This is a genomic window from Janthinobacterium sp. GMG2 (assembly GCF_033949445.1).
Classification (GTDB): Bacteria; Pseudomonadota; Gammaproteobacteria; order Burkholderiales; family Burkholderiaceae_D; genus Janthinobacterium; species Janthinobacterium aestuarii.
This window is the reverse complement of record NZ_JAXAWA010000004.1, coordinates 227,222-251,740: the sequence shown is the minus strand read 5'-3', so window position 1 is coordinate 251,740 and position 24,519 is coordinate 227,222. Positions and strand designations below refer to the sequence as shown.

Below are 24,519 nucleotides of genomic sequence, written 5' to 3'. Positions count from 1 at the left end.
CGGTCAATTGAGCCGGATATTGCGGGTGGCCGCGCTGAGCAGCTCCAGCGCGGCCTTCGGCGTTCGGTCCGCCGTCAGCAAGCCATTGGTTTCCTGGAACGTGTCGGCGAACTGCGTGTAGCAAAAACCGCTGAACATCTGCGCCGTATTGACGACGTTCATCAGGCGCCGGTAAATATCAAGGAAGGCCGCCTCGTTGCCCACGCGCGCATAGCCCCAGGTTTCCGCCGATTCGCTCTGTTCCCTGTCAAAGGCAATGCCGCCAAATTCCGTGAGGACGATGGGCTGGCCCCGGTGCGGAAAGCCGTCGAGCGTGAGGATGCGTCCGCCCGGGCGGCGCTGGTCGAACAAGGTGGTGCGGGCCGAATCGCTGATCGCATAGCGCGCCTGCAGCCGTTCCGGATCGCAGTCGTAATCGTGGATGCCGAGGATGTCCGTGGCCGACGCTTCCCAGCCGTCGTTGCCGATCACGGGCCGCGTGGGGTCGAGCGTGCGCGTCAGGTGATACAGCGCCTCGACGGCGTTGCGGTGGGCCTGGATGGCCGTCAGGTTGGGCACGCCCCACGATTCATTGAACGGCACCCAGACGAGGATGCACGGATGGCTGTAGTCGCGCTCGATCACGTCCGTCCATTCGCGCACCATGCGCGTGATGGCCTTGCTGGAGAAGCGGTACGTCGATGGCATTTCTTCCCACACCAGCAAGCCCAGGCGGTCGGCCCAGTACAGGTAGCGCGGGTCTTCGATCTTCTGGTGCTTGCGCACGCCGTTGAAACCCAGGGCCTTGGCCAGCTCCACGTCGCGCCGCAGGGCGTCGTCGGAAGGCGCGGCCAGCAGGGTGTCGGGCCAGTAGCCCTGGTCGAGCACGAGGCGCAGCGGATACGGCCGGCCATTGAGCATGAAGCGGTCGCGGTTGATCGCCACCGAGCGCAGCGCCGTGTACGATTTGACCGTATCGAGCAGCTCGTCGCCATGCCACAAGGTCACTTCGGCATCGAGCAGGATGGGCCGTTCCGGACTCCACAGCAGTTCGTTGCGCGAATCGTCGATGCCGGGGTCGGAAAGGGCGATCTTGCGGCTCGCTTCGTTTTCGATCAGCTTGTACTGGTCGTCGGCCAGCAGGTTGTCGCCATGCCAGATGCGCACGGCCACCGTGAGGTCGTCCTGCAAGTCGCCCGTGGCGAAGACGTCGCAGCCGATCTCGTAGCCTTCGAACACGGGCGTCCAGCGCAGCTTGCCGATATAGGTGGCCGCCACGCGCTCGATCCACACGCTTTGCCAGATGCCCGTGGTGCGCGGATACCAGATGGAATGGGGCAGCAGCTGCCAGTCCTGCTTGCCGCGCGGCTTGGCCAGGTCGTGCGGATCGTCCTCGACGCGCACCGTCAGCACTTGCGGCCCGTCGGACAGCAGCGCATGGCTGATGTTGGCGACAAACGGCGTGTGGCCACCCTCGTGGTCGGCTACCACGTGCCCGTTCAGCCATACCTTGGCATGGTAGTCGACGGCACCGAAATGCAGCAGCACGCACGGGCCGCCCGGCTGCAGCAAAAATTCGCGCTGGTACCAGCAGACGCGGTGAAAACCACGATCGCCCACGCCGCTGGCCTGCGATTCCGGTGGGAACGGCACGATGATGTCGTGCGTCCATTCGATGCCGCCATCGGGCAGCCGGTAACGCCGCTCATTGTCGAAGGTGAAACGCCAGGCGCCGTTCAACGATTGCCAGTTTTCGCGCACCATCTGCGGGCGGGGATACGCGAAGCCGCCCTCGCCAGGCAGGGCTGTCCCGGCCTGGGCATCATTCGTATCGGATGGGGAGAGATGGTCATTGAGCATGCCTGTTGGAGGCATGCGGCACTGAGCAAGTTCCAAAGAAAGAGGCTTGCTTTTTTACGCATGAGCGAGATCAAGCCACGCTCAATTCAGCGGAACCACCATGCGTGCGCTGTGTCCTTCGGCGTTAAAGCGCTGCACCACCGTGCGCCCCGTACTGGCCGCGCACTGCTTGCGGCACAGGGCCACGCAGGCGCCGCCAAAACCGGCCCCCGTCAGGCGCGCGCCATACACGGCGGACTGCGCCGACAGCAGCGCCACCAAGGTATCGAGCACCGGCAGCGACACTTCGTAGTCGTCGCGCAGGCTGGCGTGCGACAGCGTCATCAACTGGCCGAAAAGCACGGGACCATGCTGGCCGCACGCTTGCAGCACGCGCAGGTTTTCGCTGACCACGTGGCGCGCGCGGCGGCGGTACGGCTCGGGCAAGCCTTCCACCACGGACGGCTCGCGCACGTCGCGCAACGCCGCCACGCCCAGCAGGCGCGCCGCCTGTTCGCACTCGGCGCGCCGCACGTTGTACGCGCTGCCTGCCAGGGTGCGCGGCACGCCGCTGTCGATGACCAGCACCTCGCTGTCATGGGGCAGCGCCAGCAGTTCATGGCGCAGGGTGCGCGCATCGAGCAGCAGCATATGGCGCTCGTCGGCCAGGCTGGACGCCATCTGGTCCATCACGCCGCAATTGACTTGCGCGTAGCGGATTTCCGCCTGCTGCCCCATCAGCGCCAGCGACACGTCGTCAATCTGCAGTCCCAGCAGCTGGCGCAGCGCGCGCAGCATGGCGATTTCCAGCGCCGCGCTGCTCGACAGGCCGGCGCCCGGCGGCACGTCCGAATCGATATGGCCACGCACGGCCGGCACCGCGACGCCGCGCTCCTCAAGCAGGCGGATGCAGCCTTCCAGGTAGCGGCCGAAACCGGGCGGCGCGGCGCACTGGCGCTCGAAACGCACGAGTTCGTCAAGGGTCGCCGAATAGAACTGATGGTGGCCGTCGGCGGCCAGCGCCAGCATCACGCGCGTGCGCTGCGGCGTGGCGCACGGCAGCATGTAGCCATCGTTGTAGTCCGTATGCTCGCCCAGCAGGTTGACCCTCCCGGGCGCCGAGGCCGCCACCACGGGGACGGCGCCGAAATACGCGTCGGGGGTGATCATGGCAACTCCAGGGTTAGCGGACGCAGCCGTCCCTCCACCGAGGTGACCGGCCAGTCCGGGTCGCAAGTCAGGTTGTGCAGGCGCCCGCCGCTGAGCAGGAAAGTGTCTTCCACCATGCTGCCGGGCAAACTGGGATGGAAAGCCAGGGCCATGCCGTCCTTCAGGGCAATTTCCGTGTGCGCGCCGGCGGCCACCTCGGGCGCGCGGTAGCCGGCGATGCCGCCCTGCCGGAATTCCTGCACCGTATCGGGCTGGCCCGCATACGCATAGGCGCTGTCGAGGGCGTGATACACCATGCTCAGCGCATGCCCCGCCACGCAGGCGTCGAGCGCCACCGCTTCCAGCGCGAGGATGGCCGCATCCGCTTCGCCGATGCCGTCGCGCGCGGGGCGGAAGCGGCGCTGGCGGCTCAGGCTGGCGCACAGGCCGTAAGCTTGCGCGCACAGCGCCAGCACGGCCCGCTCCCCCAGCGGCGACGCGGCCGGTGGCGCGCGCCGGTATCGCTCGAAGCGCTCGGCGCCCGCCGCCAGCACGTACACGGCGTGCAGGCCGCGCGACCACAGGGCACGGGCGCAGGCGCCGGCCAGGTCCTGCTCGCTCCAGTCGGGACGCGCGGCGCGCAGCGCTTCGCTGGCGGCCGCGGCGGCCAGGCGCCCCACTTCGCGGTAGCGCGCCTGTTCCGGCGCCAGCAGGGGCAGGCGCTCCTCGCGCAGGGCAACGGGCAGACAGCGTTCTTGCAGGCCGGGCCGGTCGCACAGCACGGGCCGCCCTCCCGCCGCATGCTGCACGAAATGCTCGCGCAATTCGGCCAGCCGCGGCTGCATCCACGGCGTCACTTGCCACGTCCAGCTGCCGCGCACTTCTTCCTGACGCAGCCGCTGCGCCTCGGCCGCATCCGTCAGGATGTAGGCCGCATCGCGCGTGACGAGCACCTCGGCACAGCCGCACTCGGCTGAGTGGCCGGCGCTGCCCGACGCCCCCGCCGTGGCCCAGGCGAACCAGTCCACGCCGCGCAAGCGCACCGCGCCAGCCCTTTCCTGTTCCAGCCAGCCGCGCATCTGCGCCAGCTTATGTGCAATTTCCAATTCCACATTCCAGTTCATGCGATTTCCTCTGACATTTCCCATGTCACGCGCACTTGCTGCAGCTGCCGCGCCGACTCCTCGGGCAAGGCATCCATGGCGTACATGCCGGCGGCCAGCTCCGTGCCGGCCAGGTATTTGAGCCGTTCGCGCGTGCGGTACGGCGGATAAAACTGTGCGTGCAGCTGCGTTTCCGGATGTGCGCGGCCGTCTGTCGGCGCCTGGTACCAGGCCATCAGATAGGGCATCTCGCGTTGCCACAGGCCGTCGTATTTCAGCAGGACGGTTTTCAGGGCGCGCGCCAGATCCTCGCGCTGCTCCACCGACAAGGCCGCAAAGCTGTCCGTCTGCCGCCGCGGCATCAGCCACGCTTCATACGGGTAGCGGGCACAGGCGGGAACAAAAGCGATGGCCTCCGGCCCCAGGTACAGCAATCGCGCGCCGCCATCGGCTTCGCGCCGCGCCATGTCCACCAGCAAGGCCTGGCCATGCTCGGCGAAATACGCGTGCTCCTGCTCCAGCATGCGCGCCGGCACCGGAGGAACAAAGGGATAGGCGTAGATCTGGCCATGCGGATGGTGCAGCGTCACGCCCACTTCCGCGCCACGGTTTTCGAACGGAAGCACGTAGGCGATGCCGGGCCGCTTGGCGAGTTCTTGCGTGCGCGCGGTCCACGCTTGCAGCAGCAAGACGATGTGACTGACGGGCAAGGTGCCCAGCGAGGCGCCGGCATCCTGGGCGAACACCACCACTTCGCACTGGCCGCTGGCGGGCGCCGTGGCGACCGTCAGGTCGGGCGGGTCATGGGCGCTCAGCGCCAGGGTGGGAAAGCGGTTGTCGAAGACGGCGATATCGTAGTCGCCGGCAGGCAGTTCCGTCGGATGCGCGGGATCGCGCGTGGGCGCCAGTGGGTTGTACTCTGGCGGAGGGAGGAAGGTGCGGCCCTGGCGATAGGCCGCGTACGCGACCCACTCGCCGCGCAAAGGATGCCAGCGCAAGTGCGGATTGGCTTCCTGCGGCAAGGGGAAAGGGCTCGGTGCAACGCCAGCGACGACGATGGGACGCCTACTGTAAAGGGTCAGCTGGCGCCCGTCGGGTTTGACGAGTTGCTCGCAATACATGATGTTTCACAATCTTAAGGCACGAATTCTTAAGACTGGGGCTGGCAAGGAAAGTTCCAGAGTTTGCGGCAACTCCGCCAGTTCAAGCAGCACCGATCCCGACCGGCACGAGTTTTTTACCGATCAGTACGCAAATTCCCGATTCGCATTATCATGTGCACAGCCTGTCATCCCTGCCGCTTTCAAGGCCGACCCTATTGTCGTCAGGGGATAGACAAATCGTCCATTGTGATTTTCCACCACGTCCCGATATCGCTACCATGATTCCATTTTCCATACTCGACCTGGCCCCCATCGCCGAAGGCAGCGACGCCAGCCAGTCGTTCAAGAACACGCTCGACCTGGCGCAGCACGGCGAACGCTGGGGCTACAACCGCTACTGGCTGGCCGAACACCACGGCATGCCCGGCATCGCCAGCGCCGCCACGGCCGTCGTCATCGCCCATGTGGCGGCCGGCACGACAACCATCCGTGTGGGTGCAGGCGGTGTGATGCTGCCGAACCACTCGCCGCTCGTCATCGCGGAACAGTTCGGCACTCTGGAAGCGCTGCATCCGGGCCGCATCGACCTGGGCCTGGGCCGCGCGCCCGGCTCCGACCAGACGACGGCGCGCGCGCTGCGCCGCGACTTGCAGTCCGACGCGGAACAGTTCCCGCAGGACGTGCTGGAATTGATCGACTATATGTCCGACGAGCCGCGCCAGCGCGTGCTGGCCGTACCCGGCAAGGGCGCGAAAGTGCCCGTGTGGATACTGGGCTCGAGCCTGTTCGGCGCCCAGCTGGCCGCCCACCTGGGCTTGCCGTATGCATTCGCCTCGCACTTCGCGCCGCAGATGATGATGCAAGCCGTGGCCTATTACCGCGAGCATTTCAAGCCGTCCAAGCAATTGGCGAAACCGTACGTGATGCTGGGCTTTAACGTGTTTGCCGCCGATACGGATGCGGAGGCGCACTTGCGCGCCACGTCGATGCAGCAGGCCTTCGTCAACCTGCGCACGGGCCGCCCGTCGCGTCTGCAGCCGCCCGTGCCCGGCTACCTTGAGCAATTGGGCCCGCAGGAACGCGCCATGCTCGACTCCGTCCTATCCTGCACGGCCATCGGCGCGCCGGACACCGTGAAGGCGAAGATGGCCGCCTTTATCGCCGAAACGGGCGCCGACGAGCTGATGATCACTTCGCAGATCTTCGAGCACCAGCACCGGCTGCGCTCGTATGAAATCACGGCGCAGGTGCATGCGGAGCTGGCAAGCGCGCAGTAAGTTTTAACTCTCCCTCGGTATATATCCCCATATACCCTTTTCCCGGCCGTCGGCAACGATCGCCGGGATTTTTTTGCCTGCTCGGCAAGAAATGCGCAGCCCCGCTATCATGCTTATCCAAAAGCATCACTCGAAGAAAGTTGTAACCGCATGAAATCCGCACCCTCTACCGTCGATGCCAGCGCCCTGCTGACGTCGACCCGCATCCTGCTGTTCGCCCTGTCCGCCGGCGTGCTCGTCGCCAGCCTCTACTATGTGCAGCCGCTCACCTCCATGCTGGCCGCCTCGTTTGGCGTCAGCGTGCCGCAAGCCGGTTATCTGGTCACGGCCACGCAGATCGGCTATGTGCTGGGCATCGTCTTCCTGGTCCCCCTCAGTGACGTGCTGAACCGCCGCAAGCTGCTGACGTGGATGCTGATCGCCAAGATCGGCGCCCTGCTGCTGGCCGCCACCAGCCAGAACATCATCGTCTTTGCCATCGCCAGCGTGCTGATGGGCATCACGTCCAGCGCCTTGATGGTGGTCACAGCCATGGTGGCCTCGTACGCGCCCGATCACAGTCGGGGCCGCATGGTGGGCACCGTCATGACGGGCTTGTTGCTGGGAATCTTGCTGGCGCGCACCGTGTCCGGCACGGTGTCGCAGATCAGCGGCGGCTGGCGCACCGTCTACGTGCTGGCCGCCATCGTCGTCGCGGCCCTGCTCGTCATGCTGCGCCGCATCCTGCCGAACGAGGCGCCACGCGGCAAGCTGCAATACGGAAAATTAATGGCTTCCCTGGCCGACATCATCCGCCAGGAACCATTGCTGCGCCAGCGCGCCCTGTTCTCGGGCCTGGGCCTGGGCACCTTCAGCGTGTTCTGGACGGGCCTGACCTTTTTGCTCAGCGGCGAACCCTATCACTATTCGGAAATGCAGATCGGCCTGTTCGGCCTGGCCGGCGCCACGGGCGCGTTTGCCGCCAACACGGCGGGCCGCATGGCCGACCGCGGCTACGCGCGCCAGGCCACCTGGCTGCTGGCCGTCGCCTCGATCGCAGGTTGGGCTCTGATCGGCTTTGGCGCCCATTCTCTCGTACTATTGCTGATCGGTATCGTGCTGCTGGACATGGGCGTGATGGGCTTGCAAGTCACGCACCAGTCCATCATCTATAAATTGGCGCCGCATGCGCGCGCAAGGGTGACCACCGTGTTCATCGCGGGCGGCTTCATCGGCGCATCGGCAGGCTCGGCCCTGGCCAGCGCCAGCTTTGCCGCCGGCGGCTGGCCCGCCCTGTGCATGGTGGGCGGCGCCATGCCGCTGCTGATGCTGATCGTGTGGAGCAAGTACCGGCACACGCAGCGGCGGCTGGAACGGGCAGCCTGATCCGACGCTACGGCGCCAGCCATGTTGTCGGGTTACGCGCTGGCGCGCTAACCCGACCTACGTGGCTTGTTTCACCAGTATCAGGCGTAGGTCGGATTAGCTCGTAGAGCGTAAGCCGACAACATTGTTGGCACAAACCACGCCTTACTTTGCAGCCTGCTCGCGCGCCTTGCCGAACGCATCGCCCGCCTTCCAGGCCGGCATCTTCGCCGCGTTGGCCACGGCTACACCCAGGTTCAAGGTAAATTGCGCCTGCTGCGTCATGCCCGACAAATCCCAGCTGGCGTCGTACTCATCGGTGACTTGATGGTAGCGGGGGCCATAGGCGGCCGCCTTGGCTTTCGACTTTTCCACGTCCTTGATGTACTCGCGTCCGCCATTGATGGAAAACGCGGGCACACCCGCCTTGGCAAAGCTGAAATGGTCGCTGCGGAAATAGCCGCCAGCCAGGTCGGGACGCGCTTGCGCGATGTGCATGCCCATGGCTTTGGCGGTTGCCGCCGCCATGGCGCCCAGCTCCGTGCGCTCGCTGCCTTGCGCACCGATGTCGTGCGTGGCGCCAACAAAGTTCAGGCTGTCCAGATTCAGTGCGGCCGCCGTCTTGTTCAAGGGCCACAGCGGGTCGGCCGCATACGCGGCGCTACCTAATAAACCCTGCTCCTCGGCCGCCACCCACAGGAAGATCTGCGTGCGCTTCGCAGGCTTTTTCACGGCTTCCTGCGCCATGGCCAGCAAACCTGCCGTGCCCGAGGCATTGTCGACGGCGCCGTTGTAGATCGTATCTCCCGCTTTTTCGTCATCCTTACCCTGCTTGCCCAAGTGGTCCCAGTGGCCGCTGTAGATGACGGCTTCCTCCTTCAATGCCGAATCCGTGCCCGGCACCATCCCGGCGATATTGAATTGCTCCACCTTGCGCACGATGGACTTCATTTCCCCGCTCAGCTTGGCGTTCAATACGACGGCCTTGAAGTCCTTGCTTTCCGCCTGCGCGCGCAAGGCGTCCAGGTCCTGGCCGCCGGCCGCAAACAGGCGGCGCGCAGCGTCTTCCGCGATCCAGCCCTGCAGCGGCGTACCGGCCGTGCGGTCCGCCAATTGGAAGCGCTCGCTGCCGCTCCAGCTGTTCTGCACCACGCTCCAGTCGTACGAGGCCGACGGTTTCGTGTGGATCAGCAATACGCCAGCGGCGCCCTGGCGCCTGGCTTCCTCGAACTTGTAGGTCCAGCGGCCGTAATAGGTCAGCGCCTTGCCAGCGAAACGGTTCGGATCAAGAGCAGTCGGCTGCGGGTCGTTGACCATCATGACGACGATCTTGTTTTTGACATCGACACCCTTGAAATCGTTCCAGCCTTCTTCCGGCGCCGTGATGCCGTAGCCGACAAATACCAGTGGCGCGTCGAACGTGTGCGCGGCAACGGAGTCGCCCGTGGCCCAGACCCAGTCCGGACCGAAGGCCAGCGGCACCGCCTTGCCGCCGGCCACCGCCTGCAGGCTGCTATCTTGCGGCAAGGATTTCACACCGGCGATTTGCACGCTCTGGCGGTAACTGTTGCCGCGCAAGGGTTTCAAGCCGGCCATCTGCGCCTGGGTTTCCAGGTACGCCACCGTCAGGTCGGCGCCGCGCTGGCCCGTGCCGCGGCCTTCCAGCAAATCGCTGGACAGGAAAGCCAGATGAGCGCGCAAGGGCGCTTCCTGCACCACGGGCAGACCGGTCGCGGCGTGGGCGGAAAACGCCAGCGCGGTCAAGGTCAGGGAAGAAAACAGCTTCTGCATAAGATCCTTTGGGTAAGAGGAGGAAAGCGGTACGGCGGATAGCCGAGCCGGCGATTGTATGCCATGGGGAAAGGCGCATCAAAATGCGGACGAAAAAAATCCCCGCGGCAAGGGCGGGGATGATTCAGGAAGAACGCTCAGACCAGCAGGGCCGCCGCCAGGGACTCGATCTCTTCCGCCGATTCCTCGAGGATGGTGTGCAAGGTGCTGCCACCGATGCCGAAATCGATCTTCGCCGCTGCCTGGCGCCGCGCGGCGCTTTCCGGCGGGTGCAAAGGCGAACCGACGGGCGACAGATCGTTGGCCAGCACCAGGGTCGCGCCCAAGGTGCGGGGCGGGAACGTGCTGCCGCCGTGCCACATGCCCTCCACGGCCTGCAAGACCAGGTCCGGCACTTGCAGCTGGCGCAGCACGCCGCGGCCGATCAGCTTTTCGCCGTATTCGATCCAGTCTTCCGTATTGTCGTCCAGCAAACCCGGATATTCCTCGGCGCGCGACAGCAGATAAAAGCCGCCCACTTCGTGCACGATGGCGGCGAACATGGCCGTTTCCACGTCCACGTGCGTAACTTTCTTGGCGATCACCTGGCTCAGCGCGGCCACATGGGCCGTGTGTTCCCACAGCCGGGCCGCCTTGGCGCGCAATTGCGGGTCCGTGATCTGGCTGCCCAGCTGGCGCACGATGACGGACGCCACCATCGATTTCAAGGTGGCAAAGCCCAGGCGCGAGACGGCCGCGCGCACATTGGCGATTTCATTGCCGGAACGGTTGTAGGCGGCCGAATTGGCCAATGCCACGACCCGGGCCGACAGCAGCGGCTCGGCCATGACCATGCGGGCGGCCGCTTCGATATGGCAATCGGGGTCGTCCAGCGCTTCCTGCAGCTTCAAGGTGGCCTTGACGTTGGCGGGGAACGTCAGCTCACCCTTGCTCGCTTGCAACGCGATAATCTTGAATACTTCCAATCTGTCCATGGGTCAATCTCCGGTACGGGCCTGTTCAGGCGCTGCTGTGTTGGACGGGCCGGGAATGCGCTCCCCGGCCCGGCTCCCGTTTCCGGCAATATTACAGCAAGTTTATACTCAAACCTATTACTTTCCGGAAACTTTCCCGGCCACGCCTTCGACAAAATAATCCATCTTCGTCAGCGCCGCATCGTCCAGCACGCCTTTGTCCAGGCGCACCTTGCCATCGTTATCCTTGATCGGCGCACTGAACGGATTGAGCTTACCAGCTACCAACTCTTTCTCACGTGCCAATACGAACTGTTTCACGTCGGTCGGCACGGCGGCGTTAATGCCTTCCAGCTTGACCATGCCATCCTTGATGCCGCCCCAGGTGCTGCTGGACTTCCACGTACCGTCGAGCACGGCTTGCGCCTGCTTCGTATAGTAGTCACCCCAGTGGTGGGTGACGGCGGCCAGTTGCGCTTTCGGTCCGTACTTTTTCATGTCCGAGTGGTAGGCGATCGCATACTTGCCTTTCTCTTCCGCCGCCTGCACCACGGCGGTCGAGTCCGTGTGATGGGTGACCACGTCGGCGCCCTGGCCGATCAGGGTGATGGCCGCGTCGCGCTCCTTGCCCGGATCGAACCAGCTATTGACCCACACCACTTTCACTTCCGCCTTGGGGTCGACGCTGCGCATGCCGCGCGTAAAGGCGTTAACGCCCTGCAACACTTCCGGGATGGGGAATGCCGCCACGTAACCGGCCACATGCGTCTTGCTCATCTTGCCTGCCAACACGCCGGCCAGGTAGCGGCCTTCGTAGAAACGGGCATTCGTGTTGGCCACGTTGACGGCCGTCTTGTAGCCCGTCAAATGAATGAACTTCACATTAGGAAATTGTTTCGCCACTTTCAAGGTGGGATTCATGTAGCCGAACGAGGTCGTGATGACCAGCTTGCTGCCCGTTTGCGCCAGGTCGCGGATCACCCGTTCCGCATCCGCGCTTTCCGGCACGTTTTCCACGTACTTGGTGGTGATCTTGCTGCCCAGCGCCTTTTCCATTTCCTTGCGCGCCTGGTCATGCTGGGTGGTCCAGCCCGCGTCGCCGATGGGGCTAATGTAAACAAAACCGACATTCAGCGGAGCGGCGGCGGGCGCGGCGGCCATGGCGGGCATCAAAATCGCACTGCAAACGGCGGCGCACAACAATTTCTTGGACATGGTTTTCCTTGTGGTCAGTGATTAATTTCCGGGATTGAAATTTTTCCCCAGCGAAGCGGGCATGTTGAGCTTGATGTAATTGGCGTTGCTGGAAATGAGCACGAGCACGACGATGGCCGCCACGTAGGGCAGCATCGACAGCAATTGCGACGCAATCGGTACGCCCAGCGCCTGCGCGTGGAACGTCAATATCGTGATGCCGCCGAACAAATAGGCGCCGCCCACCACGCGCGCGGGACGCCAGGTGGCAAAGGTCGTCAGCGCCAGCGCGATCCAGCCCCGCCCCGCCACCATGCCCTCGACCCACAGCGGCGTGTAGACGAGCGACAGGAAGGCACCGGCCAGACCGCAACAGGCGCCGCCGAACAGCACGGCCGCCAGGCGGATGCGGCGCACGGGGTAGCCGAGCGCATGCGCGGACGCGGGCGACTCGCCCACGGCCCGCAGCACCAATCCCGCCCGCGTGCGGTACAGAAACCAGGCGATGGCCAGGCACAGCAGCAAGGACAGATACACCATCGGATGCTGGCGGAACAGGGCCGGGCCCAGCACGGGAATGTCTTCCAGGAAGGGGATGCCGAAGCGGCCGTTCTGCAAGCTGTTGCCCACGTACTTCAAGCCGATATACGTGGACGCGCCCGCGCCAAACAGCGACAAAGCCAGACCCGTCGCATACTGGTTCGTGCCCAGCCACACGGTCAGCCAGGCAAAGAAGCCGGACAGCACCATGCTGGCGCCCGCTCCTGCCAGGAAGCCCAGGGTGGGACTGCCCGTGTTGACAGCCACGGCAAAGCCCGTGATGGCCGAGACCAGCATCATGCCTTCCGCGCCTAGGTTGACCACGCCCGCTTTTTCATTCACCAATAAACCGAGCGCGGCCAGCATCAGCGGCGTGCCCGCATTGATGCTGGCGGCGATCAACGGCGCGATGGTCAGCAGCAGGTTATCCATGTTTTCTCCAGCGCAGTTTGTATTGGATCAGCACGTCGCAAGCGAGCAAGGCGAACAGCAAGATGCCCTGGAACACGCCCGTGATGGCGCTGGGCAGACCAAGGCGCGACTGCGCCAGTTCGCCGCCGATATAAAACAGGGCCATGACGAAGCTGGAAAAAATCACGCCCACGGGATGCAAGCGGCCCACGAAGGCGACGATGATGGCGGCAAAGCCGTAGCCGGGCGAGACGGTGGGCGTCAACTGCCCCATCGGTCCCAGCACTTCGCAGGCGCCCGCCAGGCCCGACAGGGCGCCGCAGATCAGCAAGGAAGACCACAAGGTCTTGCGCGAGGAAAAGCCCGCATAGCGCGCGGCGGCGGGCGCCATGCCACCTACGCGCAGGCGGAAGCCGGCGATGCTTCTGGACAGGTACAGCCAGCCGCCCAGCGAGGCCAGCAAGGCAAACACGATACCCACGTGCAAGCGTGTGTCGCTGATCACCATCGGCAGCAGCAAGCCGTCCGACAGCAGTTTCGACTGGGGAAAATTGAAACCTTCCGGGTCGCGCAGCACGCCATACACAAGATAGCTGAGCAGCAATTGCGCGATGTAGACGAGCATCAGCGAGACGAGGATTTCGCTGGCGTTGTAGCGGTCGCGCAGCCACGCCACCAATCCCGCCCACGCCATGCCGCCCGCCATGCCGGCCACCAGGGACACGCCGATGATGGCCGCGCCGCCGACGCCATCGTCGAGGTACAGCGCGGCCGCGCCGCCGCAGATGGCGCCCAGGGTCAACTGCCCTTCGGCGCCGATGTTGTAGATGTTGGCGCGAAAGCAGATGGCCAGGCCGACGGCGATCAAGAGCAAAGGCGCCACCTTGAGACCCAGCTCGGACCAGCCGTGCGCGTCGCGCAAGGGTTCGACAAAGAAGACGGCCAGTCCCGCCAGCGGATCGTGTCCCAGCACAATAAACAGCAAAGCGCCGCACAGCACGGTGAGCAAGACGGCCAGCACCGGCGACAGCCACGACATCAGCCGCGACGGGGACGGACGGGCTTCCAGGCGCAAGGCAAACTTAGCCATGGGCTGCCTCCTGCGGCCACAACCCGCTCATCCATTGCCCCACCTGCGCCACGCTGGCCTCGCCCACGTCGAGCGACGGCGAGATTTTTCCCTTCGCCATCACCAGCAAGCGGTCGCTGATGTCGAACAATTCATCGAGTTCCTCCGATACGACCAGCAGCGCGCAACCGGCGTCGCGCAGCGCCAGCAATTCGGCGCGGATTTGCGCGGCCGCGCCCACGTCCACGCCCCAGGTCGGCTGCGCCACGACCAGCACCGTGGGCTCGCGCATGACTTCGCGGCCGACTATGTATTTCTGCAAGTTGCCGCCCGACAGGCTGCGCGCCAGCGCCTGCGGCCCGCCCGCTTTCACCTGGAAACGGGCGATGATGGCGGCCGCCCGCTGCGCGATGACGGTATGACGCACGAAGCCGTGGCGGATGGTGGCCGGTGTCTGCAGGCTCAACAAAACGTTGTCGGCCAGCGCCATGTCGGGCACGGCGCCGCGTCCCAGCCTTTCCTCGGGCACGAAGCCGAAGCCCAGCGCGCGCCGGCGCCCCGGCGGCAAGCGTCCGGCCGGCGTGCCGTTCAGGACGATGCTGGCGGCGGGGGCGCGCATGTCCTCGCCCGACAGGGCCGCCAGCAATTCCTGCTGGCCGTTGCCGGACACGCCCGCGATGCCGACGATCTCGCCCGCGCGCACGTCGAAATTGATGTCCGTCAACTGTGTGGCAAACGGGTGGCTCTTCGGCAGATCCAGTCCCTTGACGCTCAGCATGGCCGCACCGGGCGTGCGCGCCACGCGCGTGACGGCGGGCGGCTCGGCGCCGATCATCATGCGCGACAGGCTGGCCGCCGACTCTTGCGACGGATCGCACACGCCCGCGTTCTTGCCGGCGCGCACGACCGTGCAGGTATGGCACAGGGCGCGGATCTCGTCGAGCTTGTGGCTGATGTAGAGGATGCTGCAGCCTTCGGCCGCCAATTGGCGCAAAGTGGTAAACAGTTTTTCGACGGCGCCCGGCGTCAGCACGGATGTCGGCTCGTCGAGGATCAACAGTTGCGGCTTGGCCAGCAAGGCGCGCACGATTTCCACGCGCTGGCATTCGCCGACGGACAGGGTGTGAACGTGGCGCTGCGGCTCCAGGTCCAGGCCGTACTGGCGCGCCGTGTCTTCGATGCGCTGCGCCAGCTCCGCCATATTGGTGCCGGCCGGCAAACCGAGGGCGATGTTTTCCGTCACGGTCAAGGTGTCGAACAGGGAAAAGTGCTGGAACACCATGGCGATGCCGAGCGCCCGTGCGGCCGACGGGTTGGCGATCTCCACTTCGCGGCCATTCCACAGGATGCGGCCGCCATCGGGCTGCACGGCGCCGTAGATGATTTTCATTAAGGTCGATTTGCCGGCACCGTTTTCACCGAGCACGGCATGGATCTGTCCGGGCGCGACGGTGAGACAGATGCCGTCGTTGGCCACCACGGCCGGATAGCGCTTGCTGATATCGAGTAATTCCAGGCGTGCCGTCATTGTTTTTTTCGTGCCTCGCTGCATGGTATGCGGGATGTTGATCGGTGAAAAAAATCAACACTCTGTCTCTATCGTATCGGCATCCGCAGCGCTTGGGGGGCGGGCACGGCGGCGCGCATTTCTATTTCCGCAAAAAAACAACACCTGTATACAATTTTGAAAAAAATTATCAGCTTTACAGCGGCTGCCTTGCCCCGCAAGGGCGGGAAGGTGCGATGATTATATGCAGGAACTGATAGTAAGTATGCAGACAAGACATATCGCCCGACGCGGCGCTTCTCGCATCATGGATTGAACGGTGCGCAATTTTCCTCATCGCAACGCTTCGTGCGCACTACGCACCCTGCTATCCCCGTTCCCGTTTTCTCACACCATCAGGAGCCGAAAGTGCCAAAAAACCTACCGTGTCTGTTGCTCTGCCTCACTACCACTCTCGGCGTGGGCGCAACCGCCCAGGCTGCCGAATGGAGCGATACCGCGCTGAGCTGGCGCGCCGGCAATGACTACCGCGAGCCGTTCAATCCGGACGACATCAAGAAAAACATCTTCGCCATCACGCACGCCAGCGGCTACAAATACGGCAGCAATTTCGTCAATCTCGATTTCCTCATGTCCGACAGCAAGGACCCTGGCGCGCTCGGTAAAACGTCCGGCGCGCAGGAAGCGTATCTCGTGTACCGCAACACCATCGACATCGGCAAGGTGCGCGGCAGCGACATCAAGTTCGGCCCCGTGCGCGGCGTCGGCGTTACCCTGGGCTTCGACGTCAACACCAAGAACGACGTCGGCTACAACTCGCGCAAGCGCATGCTGGTGGCCGGCCCTACCCTGATGTGGGACGTGCCCGGCTTCTTCAACACCAGCCTGCTGTTGCTGCGCGAAAGCAACGCCCCCAGCGGCGCCTTCCCGCCCATCTCGCAAGTGACGGGCCGCTACACGTATAAAACGCACGCCATGCTGACGGGCGCCTGGGCCATCCCCCTGTCGCCGCTGTTCTCGTTCGAAGGCTTCTTTAACCTCATCGATTCGAAAGGCAAGGATGAAGTCGGCCGTGATACGGCGGTGGAAACAAACATCGACATGCAGGTGATGTTCGACGTGGGCGCGGCCCTGGGCAGCGCCAAGAACACCTTCCGCGTGGGCCTGGAATACCAGTACTGGAAGAACAAGTTCGGCAACTCGCCCGCCACCACGGGCAACGTGGGCCAGACGGCGAAGACGCCGATGATACGTGCGGAGTATCATTTCTAATTGCAGCAATCAATACCCACGAACGTAGCGAATGCCGGCATGGAAACTTTGTACTGGAGAGACTACGTTCGTGGACAGCCACTACAATATGACAAAGGCAAACGGAGCTGATTGCACACGCCCGTGCGCTTTCCGCATTTGACACGTCTGATTCCCTCCACGATACTTGACGCTTGCTCCACTCCGGTTAACAAGCGCCGTCGCCGCTTTGCCAGCACGCATGAACAGTCTTCTCTCCTCCTCCCCCTACATCGGCCGCTTCGCCCCCTCCCCCTCCGGTCCCCTGCACATGGGCTCGCTCGTTGCCGCCATGGCCAGTTATCTTGATGCGAAGGTGCATCGCGGCACGTGGCTGTTGCGTATCGAGGACCTGGACTATGACCGCAATGTTGAAGGCGCCGACGCCGGCATCCTGGCCAGCCTGCAGCGCTGCGGCATGCATTGGGATGGCGAGGCGACGTGGCAGAGCCGGCGGTTGCCGCTGTACGAGGCGGCGCTCAAGCAGTTGCAGGACGATGGGCTCGTGTATGCGTGCGGCTGTTCGCGCAAGGAGATCCAGGATTCGAACTTGCAGGCGGGAACGCCGAAGAATGGGGCCGCCGTGTATCCGGGCACGTGCCGTCACGGTTTGGCGCCGGGCAAGGCGGCGCGGGCCTTGCGGCTGCGGGTGCCGCAGGGGGCGGATGCGATGTACGCTTTTGCCGACCGCTGGGCGGGTCCGCAGCGGCAGGACCTGGCCAGCGAGGTGGGCGACTTCATCGTGCTGCGCGGCGACGGTTACTGGGCGTATCAACTGGCCGTGGTCGTCGACGATGGCGCGCAGGGTATCACGCAGGTGGTGCGCGGCGCGGACTTGCTCGATTCCACGCCGCGCCAGCTGTATCTGCAGGATGTGCTGGGCTTGCCCCATCCCGGCTTCCTGCACGTGCCTGTCGTCACGAACGACAGCGGCGAAAAGCTGTCCAAGCAGACGGGTGCCCTCGCCTTCGATACAGGAACACAAGCCGAACTACTGACGTCGGCGCTGCTGCCGGCCGCCCGCTTCCTCGGCCTCGACGTGCGTGCCGACAGCGTGGAAGATTTCTGGCGGCAAGCCATTCCCGCCTGGGCGCAAAGGCTGGCACAACTTCCCGAGCGGGCATAAAAAAACCCGCCGCGGCGAACCGTCGGCGGGTAGCAATGCAGGCGCCAGCCGCAAGGGCCGGCGCCTGGTATCAGGCAATTAGAAGTTGCCCTTGAACTGCACACCAAACTGACGTGGCTCATTGATGAAGCCCGTGCGGTTGTTGAAGTCGATGGCGCCCGTGATGCGCTGGGTGTCGGTGATGTTGCGGCCAAAAACGGCCATTTCATACTTGCCAGCATCCCAGGTGTAGCCTACGCGCAAGCCGCCTTCGACCATTGCCTTGCCGGTGAACTCGGTCGCTTCATACAGGAAGAAGTTGATCTTGCTGCGGTAAGCCCAGTCCGTGAAGACGAAGAATTCGCCGTTTTCCATCGGGATCGAATAACGGCCCGTGGCGGTGATCGTCCACTTCGGCGCTTGCGGCAATGGATTGCCATCGATGATGGCACGGTTGCCGGTGGTCAGCGAATCGGTCACGGTGCAACGCGTTTGGGCGCAGGTAGCGATCGACAGGCTTGGATCCTTGATTTCCGTGAAGTTGTAGCTGCCGCCCAGGGACATCTTCAGGCTCGGCGTGACAAAACCTTCCAGTTCCAGTTCCGCGCCGCGGCCGTTCGTCTTGGCTGCATTGATCAAACGCGTCACGTTCGAGGTACCGCCCACAACCGTCAACTGCTGGTTCTTCACCTGATAGTTGTACAGGCTGAAGGCCACGCGGGCGCGGCGCTCGAACAGGTCGGCCTTGATACCGGCTTCGAACGAGGTGATCGTTTCGGCATCGGCCACGGTGACGGGCACGCTGGTGCTGGCCGGAGCGATACTTGGCGCGCGGAAACCGGTGGCGACGCGGCCGTAGAAGTTCACGTCCTTGTTGTATTTATAGGTGCCGCTCAAGTCCCAGTTGACCTTGGCTTTGCTGACATCGGCGCTGGTCGGGCTGACCTGCACGATGTTGGTCGCTTCCACCGTGTTGAAATCCTTCTTGTCCTTGGTGTAGCGCAAGCCGGCGCGCAGCATGAAGTCATCGTTGACGGCGTAGTTGACGGAACCAAACGTTGCCCAGGCCGAGTTCTTCTGGCGGCTGGCCAGGTGTGTGGTCAGCACATGCGTGTTGGTATCGAAGTTGTCGGTGAAACCATTGGCATCTTCATTGAAGTAGTACACGCCAGCCTGCCAGTTGAGCGGACCGGCATTTTTCGATTCGGCGCGGAATTCTTGCGAGTATTGCTTCACACTGGTGATGCCGCCAGCCGTCTCAACCTGGAAAGGAATGAAGTTGGGGCTGGTCGGACCAAATCCGTTCGGCGTGCCGCCATCGATGTCGCCATGCGACACGTAATTGCCGACCTGTTCAAAGCCGGTGACCGAGTACAGTTTAATACCATCCAGGTCCCAGCTCAGGCGGGCGCTGGCGCCGTTGGTGCGCAGGCGCTGGAAGTTCGGTGCATTCGTGAACGACTTGTTCGGGTCGAAACCATCGACGATATCGTTTGTGCCCTGCTTGATCATGTTGGCGTAGAAGATGCGCGCGCTGCCCGTGGTGCTGCGCTGGTGCACATTGAACAGGGCGTTGAACATGGTGTTCGGTGCGTACAGCAGTTGCACGCGTTCGGCGTGTTCGTCGTAGCCGTCCAGCGCGTTTTTCTGGCCCGTAAACGTGTTGTCGACGTAATCGTCGCGGTGTTGGCGCAGGGTCGAGAAGCGCAGCGCCCATTCTTTGCTCAGCGGCACGTTGACGGCGCCGTCGAAGTTGGTCGTGTTGTGCGTGGCGGCGGAAACGTTGTAATAGCCTTCAACCTTGTCCAGGTTCGGCTTGACGGATTCGAACTTGACCACGCCGGCAGGCGTATTGCGGCCAAACAAGGTACCTTGCGGGCCGCGCAATACTTCCACGCCAGCCACGTCGAAAATCGGATAGCCCTTGAGGATAGGATTTTCTTGCACGACATCGTCGTAAATCAGGGAAACAGGTTGCGATGCAAAGATGTTGAAATCGGTGTTGCCGTAGCCGCGGATGTAGAAGCGGGGGAAGGTGCGGCCGTTCGACGATTCCACGTTCAGGCTCGGCACTTTGCCAGCCAGCACGCGGATATCCTGACCGCTGGAGACCAGCACGTCGAGCTTCTCGTCGCGCAGCAGCGAAACAGAGACAGGCACGTCGCGGATATTTTCCTTGCGGCGCTGCGCCGTCACGGTCACGGTTTCCAGCTGGCTGGCGGCAGGCGCCGTCTCAGCAGCGACTTCATCTGCATACGCCGCACCGATAGGCAGGGCTGCGGACAGTGCCAGCATGGCGGCGCTTTTGGCGCACAACCGCTTGTGCATCTTGGACATCTTGATCATGTTGTTTCCCAGAAGTTTAAAAAAAGAATTGCGAAACCTGTCTCCGGCTTATGTACGGCGCTGGATGATCGTGTGCACCATCACGGTGCAACAGCGCGAGCGGATGTCTCTCCGCTCCTGGCGTCACTGGCTCTGCCCTGGCTGTCGTGCTGGCTGACAGCGGTAGCGGCCGCATCTCCGGGATGTCTGATGAACACCAACTTTTGAGTAAGGCGCCAATTTAATTCAAGCGCCTTATGCGCTGCAAGAATATTGTTATGTAAAATATTCATTCATCAACATAAAGGGCCCACTAGTGGTTATTCAGCCACAATAACGCCCTTGCCTTGCGATTTGCCCTGATGACTTGCCGTATGGCATGCCTTTTTCGCCAGGCCAGACGAAAGCGGAATTGGCATCCTGCAAGACAGCCCCGACGGTAAAAATAGTTGTAATATCGCCAGACTTGCGCTGCCATGCCGCCCCATTCCAGTGCGGTGGCGGCCCCCTGCACCATCGTTGATCGCCGCCATGCCAGAACCCAGCCTGCCCAGCAATGCCGTCCCGTCCTCCACCGTCGCCGCCCAGGCGGCGCATTTACTGTTAAGCGCCCACTGCGACATCGTCTGGAGCACGAAAACCTTTGGCCAGTTCGATGCCGACCAGCCCACCTGGCGCGCCTTCACGGGCCAGACCGAGGCCGAACTGCTGGGCCGCGGCTGGGTCAATGCCCTGCATCCGGATGACCGCAACTTGCCTTACGTCGTGCCCTCGCATCTGACCAGCGTGTTCGAAGCGGAATACCGGCTGCGCCACGTCAGCGGCGCCTACCGCAACATGCTCGTGCGCATGCTGCCGGTATTGGCGCCCGATGGCAGCATCGTTGAATGGCTCGGTTCGCATTGTGACGTGACGCAGCAACGGCAGACGGAACAGCGGCTGCGCCTGGCCATGCAGGGCGGCCGCATGGGCACGTGGGAAATCGACCTGGGCAGCGGCAGCATGGCCTGCTCCGACGCCTTCAAGGCCAATCTGGGCCTGCCGCCTGACAGCCACATCGATTACGCGCAGCTGACGGGCGCCATGCTCGACGGCGACCTGCAGCACTGGCAAGCCGTAGTGCACGCGGCCATCGCCAGCGCTGGCGATTTCGAAATCGACCTGCGCGTGCGCTGGCCCGATGGTTCGCTGCACTGGGCGCACATGCGCGGCACCTGCGCCAGCGACGGCGCCGGCAACGTGATCGCCCTGTCCGGCATCTCGCTCGACCTGACGGCCAGCAAGCAGAACGAGGAAACCCTGCGCCTGACCCTGGCGGCCGGCGAAGTGGCCACCTGGAACTGGGACATCGTTGCCGACCGGGTCACAGCCGACAGCAATATGGCGCGTTTGTTCCCCGTCAATGCCGATGCGGCCACGGCGGCGCCGTTGGCGCGCTACCTGGACATCATCCATCCCGATGACCGCGAGCAAGTCAGCGCGCAGATTACCGAGGCGCTGCAGGCGCACACGCCGTTCGAGGCCAGTTATCGCGTCGGCGCCGGCGATGGCCAGTACCGCTCGGTCATCGCGCGGGGCCGCGCGGAATACGCGCCCGATGGCACGCCCCTGCAATTGCCCGGCGTCCTGCTCGACATCACGCGCCAGAAGCAGGTGGAAGATGCGCTGCGCCGCAGCGAGGAACGCTACCGCACCCTGATCGAGCTGATGGACCAGGCCTTTTGCGTGATCGAAATGCTGTACGACGAGCAGGGCCGCCCCGTCGATTTCCGCTACCTGGAAGGCAATCCCTCCTTCGTCAAGCAATCGGGGCTGGAAAACGCCATCGGCAAGACCATCCGCAGCTTCGTGCCCGACCACGACCAGCACTGGTTCGACCTGTACGACCAGGTCGTCAAGACCGGCGAGCCCGTGCGCTACGAAAACGAAGCCGTGGCCATGGAGCGCTGGTTCGAGGTCTTCGCCGCGCGCCTGGGCGGCCCCGGCAGCCGCCTGCTGACGGTATTGTTCAGCGACATCAGCGAGCGCAAGCGCTCGGAGCAGCAATTGCGCCAGCTGGCCGACAACCTGTCCGAAATGGACCAGCGCAAGACGGAATTCCTCGCTACCCTGGCGCACGAACTGCGCAACCCGCTCGCGCCCATCCGCAATGGCTTGCAGATCATGCGCCTGGCCGCCGACAAGCCCGCCACCGTGGCGCGCGTGCGCGACGTGATGGAGCGGCAAGTCAATCAGATGGTGCATCTGGTCAATGATTTACTGGACGTGGCCCGCATCACGCGGGGGCAGATCGAACTCAAGCTTGAACGCACGGACTTGAAAACCATCATCGCCAGCGCCGTGGAAACGAGCATGCCGCTGATCGAAGCGGGCCGTCACCAGTTACAAGTGGAACTCGACGAGCAGGCACTGCCGCTCGAGGCCGACCCCACGCGCCTGGCGCAAGTACTGGGCAATTTGCTCAACAATGCCGCCAAGTACACGCCGGCCGGCGGCCACATCAGCTTGCGCGCATTACGCGATGGCCACGAGGCATTGATCGAAGTCAAGGACAGCGGCGTGGGTATACCCGCTGAATCGATCGCGACCGTGTTTGACATGTTCACACAGGTGGGACAAAACATGGGCAGGGCTCAGGGCGGCCTGGGCATCGGCCTGTCGCTCGTGCGTCGCCTGGCCGAGTTGCATGACGGCAGCGCCACGGTGGCCAGTCCCGGTGCCGGCCTGGGCAGCACCTTCAGCGTGCGCTTGCCGCTGCTGGCGGCGGCGCCAGCAACACCCGCATCACCCGCCGCGCCCGCCGCGTCCGCCATTGCCGCCAGCGGCCCGCAATTCCGCGTGCTGGTGGTCGACGACAATGTCGACGCGGCCGTTACCCTCGCCGCCGTACTCGACATGATGGGCCATGCCACGCAGGTGGCCCACGATGGCGCGCAGGCCCTGGCTGTGGCGCCGCAATTCTTGCCAGACGTCATCTTCCTCGACATCGGCCTGCCCGGCATGAACGGCTACGAAGTGGCGCGCGCGCTGCGCCGGATACCGGCCGGCGCCAACGTCGTGCTCGTTGCATTGACAGGCTGGGGCGCAGAAAACGACCGCAGCCAGTCGAGCGCGGCCGGCTTCGACCACCATCTGACCAAACCGGCCAACCTGCTCGCCATCGGCGAACTGCTGGCCACCCTTTCCACTCCAAAAACACTGACAGACCATGACTGAATCCCTGAACCACGTCCGCCGCAACCTCCTGCTGGCCGGCGGCGCTACCCTGCTGTGCCCGGCACCGTTGCTGTTTGCCGCGCCCGCCACCAGCATCGCCACCGCCCAGACGCAACTGGCCGCGCTGGAACAAGCCGCAGGCGGACGCCTCGGCGTTGCCGCCTGGCGCCAGGGCAGCGAGCTGCGCGTTACCTATCGCGCCGACGAACGCTTTCCCTTGGCCAGCACTTTCAAGGCCATGCTGGCGGGTGCCGTGCTGGCCCGCAGCGCCAGCCAGCCGGGCTTGCTGGACCAGCACGTGCGTTACGAGAAAAAAGAACTGGTCACCTATTCGCCCATCACGGAAAAGCACCTGGCCGACGGCATGAACGTGGCCGATCTGTGCGCCGCCACCTTGCAATACAGCGACAATAGCGCGGCCAATTTCCTGATGACACTCTTGGGCGGGCCGCAAGCCGTGACGGCGTTTGCGCGTAGCATCGGCAATACGGTGTTCCAGCTGGAACGCTGGGAAACGGAATTGAACAGCGCCATCCCCGGCGAAGTGCGCGATACGGCCAGCCCCGCGTCGATGGCGCACAGCTTGCAGCAATTATTATTGGGAAATAGCTTGCCGGCACCACAGCGCCAGCAACTGGACACCTGGATGCGCGGCAACACGACGGGCGACAAGCGCATCCGCGCCGGCGTGCCGGCCGGCTGGCAAGTGGCCGATAAAACCGGCTCGGGCGCCTATGGCAGCGTCAACGATATCGGCGTGGCCTACCCGGCCAGCGGCGCACCGCTGGTGATCGCCGTGTACTACACGCGCGAACAGAAAAATGCGGACACGAACCAGGACATCATCACGGCCGCCACGCGCATCGTGACGGCCGCGCTGGTGTAATTACTTCGGCAGTGCCGCCATGAACCCCGCATACGTCGACCAGGCGGGGTCGGCCGCGCTGCGGATTTCGATCGGGAACTTTGGACGCGGCGCCAGCGCCGTGTTCAGGCGATTGAAGAATTCTTCGCCCGACTGCGTGTAATAAATCCATTCGCGCAAGTTTTCGCCCGTGGACACCAGCGCCAAGGTGGCGAAGCCGTCTTCTTCCACCACGGGCGCCAGCGCCGCTTCCAGTTCCTCCATGTGCTCGCGCTCGTTCGGCGCGGGCATGCCCGTTTCGTCCTCATAACGCCAGGCAATGATGATGCGGTCCGGCTGCGACGACAGGTCCCAGTCGTCATGGAAAGTATCGACATAGCGGTAGATGATGGCCATTTCGTCGCTATGCGTGACGATGGTGCCCCAACTGCGGGCGGAAGTGGAATTTTCGTTCATGGT

19 protein-coding genes are annotated in these 24,519 nt (G+C 63.9%); 7 read left to right on the top strand and 12 right to left on the bottom strand.

All coding sequences use genetic code 11. From position 1 onward, the window contains the following. Positions 1–3: 3 nt before the first annotated feature. The 4 genes from SKZ59_RS16850 to galT form a co-directional block, all read right to left on the bottom strand. Positions 4–1,743, bottom strand: coding sequence for a glycoside hydrolase family 2 protein (locus tag SKZ59_RS16850; RefSeq protein WP_413774572.1), 1,740 nt, complete (start codon positions 1,741–1,743; stop codon positions 4–6). 177 nt (positions 1,744–1,920) lie between these two features. Further along, complete coding sequence (galK, locus tag SKZ59_RS16845) at positions 1,921–2,988, bottom strand: galactokinase (protein ID WP_319992402.1); 1,068 nt, start codon at positions 2,986–2,988, stop codon at positions 1,921–1,923. Continuing rightward, complete coding sequence (locus SKZ59_RS16840) at positions 2,985–4,091, bottom strand: peptidase M24 (RefSeq protein ID WP_219329538.1); 1,107 nt, start codon at positions 4,089–4,091, stop codon at positions 2,985–2,987. The genes galK and SKZ59_RS16840 overlap by 4 nt, the downstream gene beginning before the upstream one ends. Next, positions 4,088–5,191 (bottom strand): galactose-1-phosphate uridylyltransferase, encoded by a 1,104-nt coding sequence (gene galT / locus SKZ59_RS16835; protein WP_319992401.1) that lies wholly within the window; start codon positions 5,189–5,191, stop codon positions 4,088–4,090. Before galT ends, SKZ59_RS16840 begins: the two co-directional genes overlap by 4 nt. 260 nt (positions 5,192–5,451) lie before the next feature. Here galT and SKZ59_RS16830 point away from each other — a divergent pair, with 260 nt between their 5' ends. Then, the gene (locus SKZ59_RS16830; protein ID WP_319992400.1) at positions 5,452–6,450 is read left to right on the top strand and encodes an LLM class flavin-dependent oxidoreductase; all 999 of its coding nucleotides are present in this window, start codon (positions 5,452–5,454) and stop codon (positions 6,448–6,450) included. A gap of 150 nt (positions 6,451–6,600) precedes the next feature. After that, on the top strand, positions 6,601–7,815 hold the full coding sequence (locus tag SKZ59_RS16825; protein WP_319992399.1) for an MFS transporter: 1,215 nt from the start codon (positions 6,601–6,603) through the stop codon (positions 7,813–7,815). A gap of 144 nt (positions 7,816–7,959) precedes the next feature. Here the strand turns inward: SKZ59_RS16825 and SKZ59_RS16820 are convergent, their stop codons facing one another. The 6 genes from SKZ59_RS16820 to SKZ59_RS16795 form a co-directional block, all read right to left on the bottom strand. After that, on the bottom strand, positions 7,960–9,585 hold the full coding sequence (locus tag SKZ59_RS16820; RefSeq protein WP_319992398.1) for a M28 family peptidase: 1,626 nt from the start codon (positions 9,583–9,585) through the stop codon (positions 7,960–7,962). A gap of 137 nt (positions 9,586–9,722) precedes the next feature. After that, complete coding sequence (locus tag SKZ59_RS16815; protein WP_128140386.1) at positions 9,723–10,559, bottom strand: HDOD domain-containing protein; 837 nt, start codon at positions 10,557–10,559, stop codon at positions 9,723–9,725. Between the two features lie 117 nt (positions 10,560–10,676). Continuing rightward, a complete protein-coding gene (locus SKZ59_RS16810) occupies positions 10,677–11,753 on the bottom strand; it encodes a BMP family ABC transporter substrate-binding protein (protein WP_319992397.1) in 1,077 nt (358 codons plus the stop codon). A gap of 21 nt (positions 11,754–11,774) precedes the next feature. Beyond that, positions 11,775–12,704 (bottom strand): ABC transporter permease, encoded by a 930-nt coding sequence (locus SKZ59_RS16805; RefSeq protein ID WP_034760016.1) that lies wholly within the window; start codon positions 12,702–12,704, stop codon positions 11,775–11,777. Then, positions 12,697–13,773: an ABC transporter permease gene (locus SKZ59_RS16800; protein WP_319992396.1), complete on the bottom strand. Its 1,077-nt coding sequence runs from the start codon at positions 13,771–13,773 to the stop codon at positions 12,697–12,699. The genes SKZ59_RS16805 and SKZ59_RS16800 overlap by 8 nt, the downstream gene beginning before the upstream one ends. After that, positions 13,766–15,280, bottom strand: coding sequence for an ABC transporter ATP-binding protein (locus SKZ59_RS16795; protein WP_319992395.1), 1,515 nt, complete (start codon positions 15,278–15,280; stop codon positions 13,766–13,768). Before SKZ59_RS16795 ends, SKZ59_RS16800 begins: the two co-directional genes overlap by 8 nt. Positions 15,281–15,324: 44 nt before the next feature. Here SKZ59_RS16795 and SKZ59_RS16790 point away from each other — a divergent pair, with 44 nt between their 5' ends. From SKZ59_RS16790 to gluQRS, 3 genes are all read left to right on the top strand, one after another. Further along, positions 15,325–15,516, top strand: a complete 192-nt coding sequence (locus tag SKZ59_RS16790) for a hypothetical protein (RefSeq protein WP_319992394.1) — start codon at positions 15,325–15,327, stop codon at positions 15,514–15,516. Positions 15,517–15,718: 202 nt separating this feature from the next. Next, a complete protein-coding gene (locus SKZ59_RS16785; protein ID WP_319992570.1) occupies positions 15,719–16,531 on the top strand; it encodes an outer envelope protein in 813 nt (270 codons plus the stop codon). A gap of 166 nt (positions 16,532–16,697) precedes the next feature. Continuing rightward, positions 16,698–17,675 (top strand): tRNA glutamyl-Q(34) synthetase GluQRS, encoded by a 978-nt coding sequence (gluQRS, locus tag SKZ59_RS16780; protein WP_072454336.1) that lies wholly within the window; start codon positions 16,698–16,700, stop codon positions 17,673–17,675. Between the two features lie 78 nt (positions 17,676–17,753). Here the strand turns inward: gluQRS and SKZ59_RS16775 are convergent, their stop codons facing one another. After that, complete coding sequence (locus SKZ59_RS16775) at positions 17,754–20,000, bottom strand: TonB-dependent receptor (protein ID WP_319992393.1); 2,247 nt, start codon at positions 19,998–20,000, stop codon at positions 17,754–17,756. A 510-nt stretch (positions 20,001–20,510) separates the two neighbouring features. Between SKZ59_RS16775 and SKZ59_RS16770 the strand changes: the two genes are divergently transcribed. Continuing rightward, the gene (locus SKZ59_RS16770) at positions 20,511–23,195 is read left to right on the top strand and encodes a PAS domain-containing protein (protein ID WP_319992392.1); all 2,685 of its coding nucleotides are present in this window, start codon (positions 20,511–20,513) and stop codon (positions 23,193–23,195) included. Next, a complete protein-coding gene (gene bla, locus SKZ59_RS16765) occupies positions 23,188–24,081 on the top strand; it encodes a class A beta-lactamase (RefSeq protein WP_319992391.1) in 894 nt (297 codons plus the stop codon). Before SKZ59_RS16770 ends, bla begins: the two co-directional genes overlap by 8 nt. Here bla and SKZ59_RS16760 read toward each other — a convergent pair whose 3' ends face one another. After that, positions 24,082–24,516 (bottom strand): DUF695 domain-containing protein, encoded by a 435-nt coding sequence (locus tag SKZ59_RS16760; protein ID WP_052755885.1) that lies wholly within the window; start codon positions 24,514–24,516, stop codon positions 24,082–24,084. Between the last annotated feature and the right edge of the window lie 3 nt (positions 24,517–24,519).